This window comes from Pantoea sp. X-Soil-MYKO-1785, assembly GCF_059730675.1.
This window is the reverse complement of record NZ_AP036000.1, coordinates 3,893,527-3,906,187: the sequence shown is the minus strand read 5'-3', so window position 1 is coordinate 3,906,187 and position 12,661 is coordinate 3,893,527. Positions and strand designations below refer to the sequence as shown.

The following is a 12,661-nucleotide window of genomic DNA, read 5'->3' as shown; positions in this document are numbered from 1 at the left end:
TGCGCGCTTTGGTGCACAGCCTGGCTTGCTGGTCAGGTTGTGGTTGGGCAGTGCTCGTAATCCTCACGTACTGAATGTACGCTCCGGTTACTGCGCGCTGTCCGCCCGCAACCTGCCTGCGCCGCCAACGGCCTTCGATATAAATGCTCGCTGCGCCGCTGACGGCCATCAAAATGGGTGCGTAATCGCGCGGGTCGAGCGTGTCATGGATTGGCTTTAGCGTCTTTCCGATCTGACCGTGTTCTCTGTGCAGGGCTCAGTCTTACAGCAACCAGGCCAGACCTTATCAAAAATCTCAGCCCGGCCGGTAGCCGCTCCGTCTTTTCCACGCTTAAGCCTGTCATCTGGCTGTCATCTGCCCGTTATTAATCCTTCATTTTCCCGTGTCATGTTACTTCGCGAACCACAAATGCGTGATTTCACGCGTATTTACCTGCACAGGAAAATTCTATGTCCGTCGTTACCTATCGTCGTAGCCTGATCGGCGCACTGCTTAGCCTGGCGCTCAGCGGCCAGGCGCTGGCCGCCACTGAGATCCCGTTCTGGCACTCTATGGAAGGCGAGTTAGGCAAAGAAGTTGACTCGCTGGCGCAACGCTTTAACCAGGCCCATCCCGATTACAAAATTGTTCCGACCTACAAAGGTAACTACGAGCAGAGCCTGGCGGCAGGTATCGCGGCCGTGCGCACCGGCAAAGCACCCGCCGTGTTGCAGGTGTATGAAGTCGGTACCGCCACCATGATGGCGTCGCAGGCGATTGTGCCGGTGCATCAGGTGTTTAAAGATGCCGGTATTCCGTTTGATGAAAAACAGTTTGTGCCGACGGTGGCGGGCTACTACAGCGACAGCAACGGTCAGCTGATCTCTCAGCCGTTCAACAGCTCGACGCCGGTGCTCTACTACAACAAAGACGCGTTCAAAAAAGCGGGTCTTAATCCGGACCAGCCGCCTAAAACCTGGCAGGAGCTGGCGAAAGATGCGGCGGCGCTGCGTAAATCGGGCATGAGCTGTGGTTACGCCAGCGGCTGGCAGGGCTGGATTCAGATCGAAAACTTTAGTGCCTGGCATGCGCTGCCGGTAGCGACCAAAAACAACGGTTTTGACGGGCGCGATGCGGTACTGGAGTTCAATAAGCCGGTGCAGGTTCGTCATATCCAGATGCTGGAAGAGATGAATAAACAGGGCGACTTCACCTATTTTGGCCGCAAAGATGAGTCCACCGCCAAGTTCTATAACGGCGATTGCGGTATCACCACCGCCTCATCCGGCTCGCTGGCGGATATTCGCCACTACGCCAAATTTAACTTCGGCGTAGGCATGATGCCGTATGACGACACCGTCCCTGAGGCACCACAAAACGCCATCATCGGCGGGGCCAGCCTGTGGGTAATGAAGGGCAAAGATGCGGCCACTTACAAAGGTGTGGCTGAGTTTATGCAGTTCCTCGCCCAGCCAGAAATCGCTGCTGAATGGCATCAGAAAACCGGCTATCTGCCGATCACCACGGCTGCCTATGAGCTGAGCAAACAGCAGGGCTTCTACGATAAAAATCCGGGTGCCGATATCGCGACCCGTCAGATGCTGAACAAGCCGCCGTTACCGTTTACCAAAGGGATGCGTCTTGGCAACATGCCACAGATTCGTACTGTGGTGGATGAGGAACTGGAAAGCGTCTGGACCGGCAAACAGTCGCCGCAGGGCGCACTGGATAATGCGGTTAAACGCGGCAATGAACTGCTGCGTCGTTTCCAGCAGCAGGTGAAGTAATCCGCTGTATCGGGCCAGCACCGGCTGGCCCTTTCTCTTTCTGAATCAGAGTACGCCATGTCCTCATCTCGTCCGGTATTTCGCACCAGCCTGTTGCCCTATCTTTTGGTGCTGCCGCAACTGGTGATCACCGCCATCTTCTTTCTCTGGCCGGCTGGCGAAGCCTTATGGTATTCGCTGCAAAGCCTCGATCCTTTTGGCATCTCCAGCACCTTCGTCGGGCTGGATAACTTTAAACGGCTGTTTGCCGATCCTTACTATCTGGATTCATTCTGGACCACCATCAAATTCAGCGGTCTGGTCACGGTGTGCGGCATGGTGCTGTCGCTGCTGCTGGCGGCGCTGGTGGATTACGTGGTGCGACTGCGCAAACTTTATCAGACGCTGCTGCTGCTGCCGTATGCCGTCGCGCCGGTGGTGGCGGCGGTGCTGTGGATGTTTCTGTTTAATCCCGGCCTTGGCCTGTTCAGCTACCTGCTGAACCACATCGGCTACAACTGGAACTACGCGCAAAACAGCGGCCAGGCGATGTTCCTGATTGTGCTGGCGTCAATCTGGCAGCAGATGAGCTACAACTTCCTGTTCTTTTTCGCCGCGCTGCAGTCGATCCCCAAATCGCTGGTTGAAGCCGCCGCGATTGACGGTGCCGGGCCGGTGCGGCGTTTCTTTCAGCTCTCATTACCGCTGATTACGCCGGTCAGCTTCTTCCTGCTGGTGGTGAACCTGATTTATGCCTTCTTCGATACCTTCCCGGTGATCGATGCTGCCACCGGCGGCGGACCGGTGCAGGCCACCACCACGCTGATCTACAAAATCTATCGCGAAGGCTTCACCGGTCTGGATCTCTCCTCATCTGCTGCCCAGTCGGTGGTGCTGATGGTGCTGGTGATCGGTCTGACGGTGATTCAGTTCCGTTTCGTTGAACGTAAGGTGCAATACCAATGATTGAGAACCGACGCGGGCTGGATATCTTCAGCCACATCGTGCTGATCCTGGGCGTGCTGACCATCCTGTTCCCGCTCTACGTCGCCTTCGTGGCGGCAACGCTGGATAACGATGCGGTCTATCAGGTGCCGATGACGCTGGTACCCGGCAGCCACCTGTGGGAAAACGTCTCGCGCATCTGGACCCACGGCGTGAACGGCAACGGCCCGGCATTCGGCCTGATGCTGCTGAACAGCACCATCATGGCGCTCGGGATCACCGTCGGCAAAATCACCGTCTCGATGCTCTCGGCATTTGCGCTGGTCTGGTTCCGCTTTCCGCTGCGGACGCTGTTCTTCTGGCTGATTTTCATCACCCTGATGCTGCCGGTCGAGGTGCGTATTTTCCCGACGGTGCAGGTGATCGCCGAGCTGAATCTGCTCGACAGTTATAGCGGCCTGACCCTGCCGCTGATGGCATCGGCGACCGCCACCTTTTTGTTCCGCCAGTTTTTTATGTCACTGCCGGATGAACTGGTGGAAGCCGCCCGGATTGATGGTGCCAGCGCGCTGCGTTTCTTCCGCGATATCGTGCTGCCACTGTCGAAAACCAATCTGGCGGCGCTGTTCGTTATCACCTTTATCTACGGCTGGAATCAGTATCTCTGGCCGCTGCTGATCATCAATGACCCCAGCCTCGGCACGGCGGTGGCGGGGATTAAAAGCATGATCTCCACCAGCGGTTCACCGACCCAGTGGAACGAAGTGATGGCGGCGATGTTATTAACCCTGATCCCACCGGTGGTGGTGGTGTTAGTCATGCAGCGTGCCTTTGTGCGCGGCCTGGTTGAGAGTGAGAAATAAGATGGCAGGCGTAACCCTTCAGGCAGTGACCAAGTCCTACGACGGTAAAAATCAGATCATTCAGCCGCTGAACGTCACGGTAAATGATGGCGAATTTATGGTGATGGTGGGCCCCTCCGGCTGCGGTAAATCGACTCTGCTGCGGATGGTAGCGGGCCTCGAGCGCGTCAGCTCCGGCGACATCTACATCGACAACAAACGCGTTACCCAGCAAGAGCCAAAAGATCGCGGCATTGCGATGGTGTTCCAGAACTATGCGCTCTATCCCCATATGTCAGTGGAAGAGAATATGGCCTATGGCCTGAAGATCCGCGGCATGGGCAAAGAACAGATTCGGCTACGGGTGCTGGACGCCGCGCGCAGCCTTGAGCTGGATCATCTGCTGACCCGCCGGCCGCGTGAGCTCTCTGGCGGGCAGCGTCAGCGCGTTGCCATGGGCCGCGCGATTGTGCGTGAACCGGCGGTCTTTCTGTTCGATGAGCCGCTCTCCAACCTTGATGCGCGCCTGCGGGTGCAGATGCGTCTGGAGCTGCAACAGCTGCATCGGCGTTTGCAGACCACCAGCCTGTATGTCACCCACGATCAGGTTGAAGCGATGACGCTGGCGCAGCGGGTGATGGTAATGAACAAAGGCGTGGTCGAGCAACTGGGCACGCCGGTTGAGGTTTACGAGCGTCCCGCCAGTCAGTTCGTCGCCTCGTTTATCGGCGCACCGGCGATGAACCTGCTGAAAGGCGCATTCAACAGTGATGGCAGCCGTTTTAATCTGGACGCGTCGTTCGCCCTGCCGCTAAGCGAAAGCAAAGCGAAGTGGGCCAACCGTCCGGTGGTGCTGGGTATCCGGCCGGAACATATCCGGCTCAGCAGCCGTGAGCAGGGCGGGGTGCCGCTGCGGGTTGATACGCTGGAAATGCTGGGGGCTGACAATCTTGCCCATGGCCGCATCGGAGATACGCCGCTGGTGGTACGCTTAGGCCACAGCGAGCGGCCACAGCCCGGCAGCACGCTGTGGCTGCATCTGCCGGCAGATGCGTTACACTTCTTCGATTCAACCCATGGAAAGCGTCTGGAATGAGCACACAACACTGGCCCTATCCGCACATCGTCGCGCACCGCGGCGGCGGCAACCTGGCACCTGAAAACACCCTGGCGGCAATTGACGTCGGGGCGAAATATGGCCATCAGATGATTGAATTTGATGCCAAATTATCGGGCGATGCGCAGATTTTCCTGCTGCACGACGACACGCTGGACCGCACCAGCAACGGCTGGGGCGTTGCAGGGCAGCTGCCGTGGGATAAACTGTCGCAACTGGATGCCGGCAGCTGGTTCAGTAAAGCGTTTAACGGCGAGAAGCTGGCGCGGCTGGATCAGGTGGCGGATCGCTGTCGTCAGCATCAGATGATGGCGAATATCGAAATAAAACCGACCACCGGCAGCGAGGCGGAAACCGGACAGGCAGTGGCGCAGGCAGCAGCCAGCCTGTGGCAGGGGCAAACGCCGCCGTTACTCTCGTCGTTCTCTTACATTGCGCTGGAGGCAGCGATGCAGGCCGAACCGCAGCTGCCGCGCGGTTTACTGTCGCACAGCTGGGATGAGCAATGGCGCGAGAAGACGTCGGCGCTGGCCTGCGTTTCAATCCATCTCAATCACAAAGTGCTGACCGAAGCGCGGGTGGCGGAGCTGAAAGCGGCGGGCCTGAAAATTCTCGCCTATACCGTTAACCGCCCGGAGCGGGCGCGGGAACTGCTGAAATGGGGCGTTGATGCCATCTGTACCGACTGCATCGACATCATCGGCCCCAATTTTAGCTAGTTCTGATTCTGGTTCTGCTGGCCCGGCTGGGAGGTGATCACCCGCTGCTGGGCGCTGTTGCGCTGCTCCTGCATCTTACGCTGCATATCCTGCGTCTGACGCTGCTGATCCTGGCGCAGCTTCATCTGCTGTTGCTGCTGTTGCGTCTGCATCTGGTTCTGCATCCGTTGCTGGCTCGGGTTATAGCCGGGCCGGTTAGGATCGTTGGTACTGTTCAGCGTATTCGCCAGCGTGGCGAAGGGCAGCAGAGCCGCCAAAGCAATAATCCACTTCTTCATCATTCCTCCTTCCTGAAAGCGACAGGTGCTGGATGCTGAACGCCATCGTCCGGCGTCCAGGGTCGCATGCATAAGTTTACGCGATATCACAGACCTTACCTTCAGATGTATTCCTGATTTGACTTAACCCTGACTAATTTGCTGTATTTGTAGCCACTTGCGGAAATGATAAAAAAATGTAAATAACAAATAAGGATGGTGGCGGGATGAAAATGCAGGCAACAGTGCGCCAGCTCGGCTGGTCGTTGGTGATGAGCTTTACCGTGGTGGCGGGGGCGAATGCGGCCCCGACGCAGGCACCGCCGGTTTCCTACGGCGTCGACAGCGACACCTTCCACCCGGTAAAAGCACAGCACGGCATGGTGGCGTCGGTTGATGCGATGGCAACCCAGGTCGGAGTCGAGATTCTGCGTCAGGGCGGCAACGCCGTTGATGCCGCAGTGGCGGTGGGCTTTGCGCTGGCCGTCACCCATCCACAGGCCGGTAACCTCGGCGGTGGCGGCTTTATGCTGCTGCGCACGGCCTCCGGACGCACCAGCGCCATCGATTTCCGTGAAATGGCTCCGGGCCACGCCTCGCGTGACATGTTCCTCGACAAGCAGGGAAATGCCGACAGTAAGCTGTCGCTCACCTCGCATCTGGCCTCCGGCACACCCGGCACGGTGGCGGGGCTGGCGCTGGCCGCCCATAAATATGGCACGCTGCCGCTGAGTACGCTGCTGGCTCCGGCGATAAAACTGGCGCGTGATGGCATCGTGGTCAATGATGCGCTGGCGGATGACCTGAAAACCTACGGCAAAGAAGTGCTGATTAACCATCCCAACAGCAAAGCGATCTTCTACAAAGCGGACGGCACGCCGTGGCAGCAGGGCGACCGGCTGGTGCAGAAAAACCTCGCCCACAGCCTGCAATTAATTGCCCGTCAGGGACCGGATGCTTTTTATAAAGGCGCTATCGCCGATGAGATTGCGGGCGAGATGGCGCAGCACGGCGGCCTGATCAATAAAGCCGATCTGGCGGCCTACCGCGCGGTTGAACGTAAGCCGATCAGCGGCACCTACCGTGGTTATGAGGTCTTCTCGATGCCACCGCCGTCGTCCGGTGGCATCCACATCGTGCAGATCCTCAATATCCTCGAAAACTTCGATCTGGCGAAGATGGGCTTTGGCAGTGCTGATGCGATGCAGGTGATGGCCGAAGCGGAGAAATATGCCTATGCGGACCGCTCTGAATACCTTGGCGATCCCGATTTCGTTAAGGTGCCGTGGCAGGCGTTAACCAGCAAAGCCTACGCCAAAACCCTGGCGCAGCAGATTGATGTCGCCAAAGCGCGTCCTTCCAGCGAGATCAAACCCGGCAAGCTCGAACCCTATGAAAGTAACCAGACCACCCATTTCTCGGTGGTGGATAAACAGGGCAATGCGGTGGCGGTCACTTACACCCTGAATACCTATTTCGGCAGTGGGATTGTGGCGGGCAACAGCGGCATTCTGATGAATAACGAAATGGATGATTTCTCGGCGAAACCGGGGACGCCAAACGTCTATGGGCTGGTCGGCGGTGAAGCCAATGCGGTGCAGCCGGCGAAACGTCCGCTCTCTTCCATGTCACCGACCATCGTGGCTAAAGGCGGTAAAACCTGGCTGGTCACCGGCAGTCCGGGCGGCAGCCGTATCATCACCACGGTATTGCAGATGGTGGTGAACAGCATTGATTTCGGGATGAACGTCGCCGAAGCCACCAATGCACCGCGTTTTCATCATCAGTGGCTGCCGGATCAGCTGCGCGTTGAGAAAGGCTTCAGCCCGGATACGCTGCGTCTGCTGGAAAGCAAAGGCCAGCATGTGAAAGTGCTGCCGGCGATGGGCAGCACCCAGAGCATTATGATTGGGCCGGACGGCATGCTGTATGGCGCGTCCGATCCGCGCAGCATCGACGATCTCAGCGCCGGTTATTAAGGCACAAGGGCACCCTGGGGTGTAATGCTCGTCAGTTAAGCAGCAGGTGATAACGCAGTCTGGCGCCGCTCAGGGGCTGGCGGTCCTCGCGCCGCTGCGCGGTTCCTTCACTTCATTCGTCTGCCTGACGGACCGCCGGAGATGGCTCATCCTGTGCCGCCCCGCCTTTCGCCCGCGTCCTGCGGGCTCTCCTGGCAGACTCATTCTGTTCAGCGCTGCGGATTGCCTGCCGCTGATCGGCACCCGCCTGCTCTGAAGCTTCGGTGTGTGCTGTTGAAAGAGCATGAGAGTGGCGCTCAGGCCCGCATTCCGGCACGCTCGCCCAGTAAAAAAGCTGCCACGTTTGACCGTGACAGCCTTTACAAATTTAACCTTAACTGACGAGCATCATACCTCAGAGTGCCCTTTTTTATTCTGAGGCGTCAGGATTTCAGCCGCGCCATATAATGCGCGTCGATCAGTTCACCGTGCCGCACTGCGAAGCCCTTAGCCGTTCCCTCGATCTCAAAACCGAAACGACGATAAAGGGCGATGGCCGGCGCATTATCAACAAACACCGTCAGTTCCATCCGCGAGACCTGCAGCCAGTTGTCGCACAAGCTAACCATCTCCTGCATCAGGGCGCGGCCCACACCGCGCTGGCGGTAACGTTCGTCGACCCCCATGCCCAGCGTGGCGGAGTGACGCCGTCGGGCGCGCTCGGGCACTTCCAGGGCGCATTGCCCGACCACCTCGTCATCCATACAGGCGACCAATAGACGTACGCCTGGCTGGGGAGTGCTGAGCCGGGTTTGCCACATCTGTAACGACGAGTGGGGCAGATGTAGCGTATTCGCCTGGGTATCGGGCTGACTATAAATCCTCTGTAGTGCAGCCGCATCTTCCGGCATAACGTGGCGAATGGTTATCTCACTCATGGTGCCTCCCCGGCGAATTAAATGGGTAAATCCCTTTTAACATCAAGGGATTCACGCCAATAATCAACAAAAAAATCGGCAAAATCGCTTTACAGACGCGAATGATAATGATTATTATTGCGATGCGTTCTCGGGTAGTCGCCCGACAGCCTGAGAAAGCACGACATTGCTCACATTGCTTCCAGTATTACTTTAGCCAGCCCGGGTGCTGGCTTTTTTTTTGGCTGCCACTCACCGATTGGCGGAGGCGGGCGGTCAGTACTCTCCTCACCGGATCTGCGGGTGATCCTGTGGTTAATATGTTGTGCCCGGCAATGACAATCTTTCCCTGCAGCTACTGCTGCTGCAACGGCAATAATTCAATTAAAAATAAAGCCAGAAAGTTATATCAGGTGGTGTCAGTTGTTAATAAAAAACTTCTGCGGCGGTTTTTACTGCGCCCTGAAAGACCGATGCGAAACGGCATTGATGAACCAGAAAAATAAAGCCAGTGCGATGGGTTTATTAATAGCGGTTAACATCACACTTGCTCCATACCCGCTGCACCTGGTTAATAAATAACTTACCTTGATGCGGATGCTGTTATTCTGAAATTATCCGCTTTATTTAGCCGCTGGTTTACTCAATAATTTATTCTGTATATCCCGCAATGAGGTATTGATATGCGTTTTAATACCCTGTCCGATAGCGCAATTATTTCTGAATTGTGCAGCAGAATTAAAGAAACCCGTATGCAGCTTGGGCTCTCGCAGATTGAACTTGCTGAACGCGCGCGCGTCGGCACCGCCACCATTAAACGGGCAGAGTTGGGTGAATCAGTCACCCTGAGTACGTTAATCGGTATTTTACGTGGTCTTGGGCGGCTGCATCAGCTGGAGTCAATTCTGTCCGATTCACACATGCGAACCTTTAACGCGCAGTTTACCGCCGCGTCACCGGCCCGCATTCGTATCCGGAAAAAACAGCGCTGCCCGTCTCCGGTGGCGGATAACACGGAATCAGTGGCTGAGCAGCCTGCCAGCGCAACCATAAATGAATGGTATACCTCTTCTGAAGTGCGCAGCATGGTCTGGTCAGATCTGGCCACCGAAAGCGAAGCAAAATAACCCCGCTCACAGCATAGACCCGGTCAGTGCCGGGTTAATCAAGCAACCGCCAGCCTGACTGCCAGCGGTTTTCAGGTCATTACGCTTCGCAGACCGCGACTTTGATCGCCAGACCGCCACGCGCTGTTTCACGGTATTTAGCGTTCATGTCTTTGCCGGTTTCAAACATGGTTTCAATGATCTTATCCAGCGACACTTTGGGATCGCTGGTGCGGTACATCGCCATACTGGTTGAGTTAATGGCTTTGACGGCCGCAATCGCATTCCGTTCTATACAGGGCACCTGGACCTGACCGGCAACGGGATCGCAGGTCAGACCCAGATTATGCTCCATACCGATCTCAGCCGCGATGCAGACTTTCTCCGCATCGGCGCCCAGCAGTTCGGCCAGGCCCGCCGCCGCCATCGAACAGGCCACGCCGACCTCTCCCTGACAGCCGACCTCAGCGCCAGAAATCGACGCATTCATCTTATAGAGAATGCCAATTGCGCCTGCCGTCAGGAAATAACGCATATAGAGTTCAGGCGTTACCGGCTTGATGAAGCGATCGTAATAAGCCAGTACCGCCGGGATAATGCCGCATGCGCCATTGGTGGGGGCGGTGACCACCCGTCCTCCCGCGGCATTTTCCTCACTTACCGCCATCGCGAACATATTCACCCAGTCCATCGCACTTAGCGGAGTAATAGACTGACTCTGGGGGGCCAGAATGCGATGCAGAGAAGAGGCGCGACGCGGCACCTTCAGCGGGCCGGGTAACACGCCTTCAGTACTGATGCCACGGGTGATCGCATTGCGCATGGTTTGCCACAGTTGTGCCATATTGTCTTCGACTTCCCGGCGGCCATAGCGTGCTATCTCATTTTTCATCATCACGGCCGAAATCGACAGGTTGTTATTATGGCAATGCGCCAGCAGGTTACGGGCGGAGTAGAAGGGGAAGGGAATATCGACTTCGCTATCCAGGTTTTTACCAAAATCGTCTTCGGTGACAATAAAGCCGCCTCCGACAGAATAATAGGTCTGGGCGTGAACGCTTTTGCCGTCACAAAAGGCGGTGATGCTCATGCCGTTTTCATGTAACGGCAGAAACTCACTGTGAAAGCGCATGCACTCTGCCACCGGGAAGGCGATATCCCGTTGGCCTTCTTTGATGCGCAACTGTTGCAGAGTATTCACGTCGCGAATGATGGCTGGGATCTGATCGATATCCACGGTGTCGGGCAGATAGCCACTCAGGCCGAGAATAATCGCAATATCGGTATGATGACCTTTTCCCGTCAGGGAAAGAGAGCCATAAATATCCACCACCAGCCGGGTCATGCTATCCAGCAGGCCCTTTTCCTTTAGCGTATCAACGAAATGTTTACCCGCTTTCATCGGCCCGACGGTATGCGAACTGGATGGCCCGATGCTGATTTTAAAAATATCGAAAACGCTAATCATGATTCACCCATGCGGATTGCAATATAAACGAGGTGCTGACCGGTATGGCAAGCGACGGCATTAGTTCAGTAAAGAAAAGGCGATGGCGGAGATAGCAATCAGGCCGATGATGACGACAAAGAGATTGCTCAGATGACCGCTATATTTACGCATCGCCGGGACTTTATTGATGGCGTACATCGGCATCAGGAACAGGATCATGGCGATAACCGGTCCGCCCAGCGTTTCAATCATGCCAAGAATGCTGGGGTTCAGGGTGGCAACAAGCCAGGTGGTGGCCAGCATAAAGAAGGCGGTGATGCGGTTCAGTTTATTAATTTCGATCGACTTACCTTTGCTGCGAAGCGATTTAATCACCATGCCGTTGAAACCTTCACGCGCACCCAGATAGTGGCCGAGAAAGGATTTGGTGATCGCGATAATGGCGATAATCGGGGCCATCCAGGCAATCAACGGGGCATTAAAATGGTTAGCGAGGTAGGAAAGGATGGAAATATTCTGCGCCTTCGCCTCCGCCAGGTTTGCCGGGGAGAGACTCAGGACGCAGCTGAAGACGAAGAACATCACGGTGAGGACCATCATGATATGGGCGCAAGCCAAAATGCGTGAACATTTTGACGCCGCCTGATCGCCGTACTCCTGACGCTTGGCCACTGCAAACGATGAAATAATCGGCGAGTGATTGAAGGAGAACACCATCACGGGAATGGCCAGCCACAGCGTGAGCCATAATCCGCCGCCGGTGGTTTCGGAACCCTTCATCGAGAGCGTATCCAGAATGGCTCCGTTCCACTGCGGGATCAGATACAGCGCGAGCAGCATCAGGGCGGCCACGAACGGGAACACCAGAATACTCATCGCCTTCACAATCGCTTTTTCGCCGAAGCGCACAATCGCCATCATGCCGACAATCAGAATGAAAGCCAGTACCGCACGCGGTGGCGATATTAAATGAAGCTGGTGGGTGAGAAAGCTGTCGACGGTGTTGGTAATCGCGACGCTGTACACCAGCAGAATAGGGTAAATAGCAAAAAAATAGAGCAGGGTGATCAGTTTTCCCGCGCCGGTTCCAAAATGTTCCTCCACCACTTCAGTAATGTTTTCTCCAGGATTCTTGCCGGAAAGAACAAAACGGGTGAGCCCACGATGAGCAAAGAAGGTCATCGGGAAAGCCAGCAGCGCCATAATGATTAACGGCAGTAAACCGCCAGTGCCGGCATTGATCGGCAAAAACAAAACGCCAGCACCAATTGCTGTGCCATACAGTCCCAGCATCCAGACGGTATCGCTTTTTCTCCAGCGTGGAGTTTCATCTGATATCAGCGTATTTTGAACGGCATCCATAATTGGGTTCCTAATAATAATCAGAAATAAAATGAATCGGAGAGTATTTAAAGCCACAGGCTTTTTATTTGCTGGCTATTTTAGTAGGGTTTGAGTGGGCGGGGCGTTTACAGCGATCACATTATTCATTTTATAAATAAACTTTTAAGGTATCAAAAGTCATCCCTTATTAAGGGTTATTTTTAAAGTATCATTTTTAATGCGTTAATTATTTCTCTAACACCTTAAATTTAGCCTGAATA

11 protein-coding genes are annotated in these 12,661 nt (G+C 55.6%); 7 read left to right on the top strand and 4 right to left on the bottom strand.

Features of this window, described 5'->3' with window-relative positions:
• Window positions 1-450: 450 nt before the first annotated feature.
• Genes ugpB through ugpQ form a run of 5 tightly spaced genes read left to right on the top strand, consistent with a single transcriptional unit; the run spans window position 451 to window position 5,369 of the window.
• Window positions 451-1,767 carry a sn-glycerol-3-phosphate ABC transporter substrate-binding protein UgpB gene (gene ugpB / locus AC6I8D_RS18565; RefSeq protein ID WP_312758849.1) on the top strand — a complete coding sequence of 439 codons (1,317 nt, stop codon included), beginning with the start codon at window positions 451-453 and terminating at the stop codon, window positions 1,765-1,767.
• 57 nt (window positions 1,768-1,824) lie between these two features.
• Window positions 1,825-2,712: a sn-glycerol-3-phosphate ABC transporter permease UgpA gene (gene ugpA, locus AC6I8D_RS18560; RefSeq protein WP_312054288.1), complete on the top strand. Its 888-nt coding sequence runs from the start codon at window positions 1,825-1,827 to the stop codon at window positions 2,710-2,712.
• Window positions 2,709-3,554, top strand: coding sequence for a sn-glycerol-3-phosphate ABC transporter permease UgpE (gene ugpE, locus AC6I8D_RS18555; RefSeq protein WP_312054290.1), 846 nt, complete (start codon window positions 2,709-2,711; stop codon window positions 3,552-3,554). The genes ugpA and ugpE overlap by 4 nt, the downstream gene beginning before the upstream one ends.
• A 1-nt stretch (window position 3,555) precedes the next feature.
• The gene (locus tag AC6I8D_RS18550) at window positions 3,556-4,629 is read left to right on the top strand and encodes a sn-glycerol-3-phosphate import ATP-binding protein UgpC (protein ID WP_312054292.1); all 1,074 of its coding nucleotides are present in this window, start codon (window positions 3,556-3,558) and stop codon (window positions 4,627-4,629) included.
• Complete coding sequence (gene ugpQ, locus AC6I8D_RS18545; protein WP_312054293.1) at window positions 4,626-5,369, top strand: glycerophosphodiester phosphodiesterase; 744 nt, start codon at window positions 4,626-4,628, stop codon at window positions 5,367-5,369. Before AC6I8D_RS18550 ends, ugpQ begins: the two co-directional genes overlap by 4 nt.
• On the opposite strand, the gene AC6I8D_RS18540 is transcribed toward ugpQ, so the two are convergent.
• Window positions 5,366-5,647 (bottom strand): DUF2756 domain-containing protein, encoded by a 282-nt coding sequence (locus tag AC6I8D_RS18540; RefSeq protein WP_312054427.1) that lies wholly within the window; start codon window positions 5,645-5,647, stop codon window positions 5,366-5,368. The genes ugpQ and AC6I8D_RS18540 overlap by 4 nt on opposite strands.
• Window positions 5,648-5,853: 206 nt before the next feature.
• On the opposite strand from AC6I8D_RS18540, the gene ggt reads away from it, so the two are divergent.
• Entirely contained in the window at window positions 5,854-7,605 is a 1,752-nt protein-coding gene (gene ggt, locus AC6I8D_RS18535) for a gamma-glutamyltransferase (RefSeq protein ID WP_312054296.1), read from the top strand.
• A 422-nt stretch (window positions 7,606-8,027) separates the two neighbouring features.
• Here ggt and AC6I8D_RS18530 read toward each other — a convergent pair whose 3' ends face one another.
• A complete protein-coding gene (locus AC6I8D_RS18530; protein WP_312054298.1) occupies window positions 8,028-8,522 on the bottom strand; it encodes a GNAT family N-acetyltransferase in 495 nt (164 codons plus the stop codon).
• Between the two features lie 662 nt (window positions 8,523-9,184).
• Between AC6I8D_RS18530 and AC6I8D_RS18525 the strand changes: the two genes are divergently transcribed.
• On the top strand, window positions 9,185-9,628 hold the full coding sequence (locus AC6I8D_RS18525) for a helix-turn-helix domain-containing protein (protein ID WP_312054300.1): 444 nt from the start codon (window positions 9,185-9,187) through the stop codon (window positions 9,626-9,628).
• A 79-nt stretch (window positions 9,629-9,707) separates the two neighbouring features.
• Here AC6I8D_RS18525 and AC6I8D_RS18520 read toward each other — a convergent pair whose 3' ends face one another.
• Window positions 9,708-11,075, bottom strand: a complete 1,368-nt coding sequence (locus tag AC6I8D_RS18520; RefSeq protein WP_497820567.1) for an L-serine ammonia-lyase — start codon at window positions 11,073-11,075, stop codon at window positions 9,708-9,710.
• 60 nt (window positions 11,076-11,135) lie between these two features.
• Window positions 11,136-12,419 carry an HAAAP family serine/threonine permease gene (locus AC6I8D_RS18515; protein ID WP_312758860.1) on the bottom strand — a complete coding sequence of 428 codons (1,284 nt, stop codon included), beginning with the start codon at window positions 12,417-12,419 and terminating at the stop codon, window positions 11,136-11,138.
• Window positions 12,420-12,661 lie beyond the last annotated feature (242 nt).

What these genes read in the sequence shown, in the direction of transcription:
- ugpB (WP_312758849.1), top strand. Translation starts at nt 451, where the DNA reads ATGTCCGTCGTTACCTATCGTCGTAGCCTGATCGGCGCACTGCTTAGC.
- ugpA (WP_312054288.1), top strand. Translation starts at nt 1,825, where the DNA reads ATGTCCTCATCTCGTCCGGTATTTCGCACCAGCCTGTTGCCCTATCTT.
- ugpE (WP_312054290.1), top strand. Translation starts at nt 2,709, where the DNA reads ATGATTGAGAACCGACGCGGGCTGGATATCTTCAGCCACATCGTGCTG.
- AC6I8D_RS18550 (WP_312054292.1), top strand. Translation starts at nt 3,556, where the DNA reads ATGGCAGGCGTAACCCTTCAGGCAGTGACCAAGTCCTACGACGGTAAA.
- ugpQ (WP_312054293.1), top strand. Translation starts at nt 4,626, where the DNA reads ATGAGCACACAACACTGGCCCTATCCGCACATCGTCGCGCACCGCGGC.
- AC6I8D_RS18540 (WP_312054427.1), bottom strand. Translation starts at nt 5,647, where the DNA reads ATGAAGAAGTGGATTATTGCTTTGGCGGCTCTGCTGCCCTTCGCCACG.
- ggt (WP_312054296.1), top strand. Translation starts at nt 5,854, where the DNA reads ATGAAAATGCAGGCAACAGTGCGCCAGCTCGGCTGGTCGTTGGTGATG.
- AC6I8D_RS18530 (WP_312054298.1), bottom strand. Translation starts at nt 8,522, where the DNA reads ATGAGTGAGATAACCATTCGCCACGTTATGCCGGAAGATGCGGCTGCA.
- AC6I8D_RS18525 (WP_312054300.1), top strand. Translation starts at nt 9,185, where the DNA reads ATGCGTTTTAATACCCTGTCCGATAGCGCAATTATTTCTGAATTGTGC.
- AC6I8D_RS18520 (WP_497820567.1), bottom strand. Translation starts at nt 11,075, where the DNA reads ATGATTAGCGTTTTCGATATTTTTAAAATCAGCATCGGGCCATCCAGT.
- AC6I8D_RS18515 (WP_312758860.1), bottom strand. Translation starts at nt 12,419, where the DNA reads ATGGATGCCGTTCAAAATACGCTGATATCAGATGAAACTCCACGCTGG.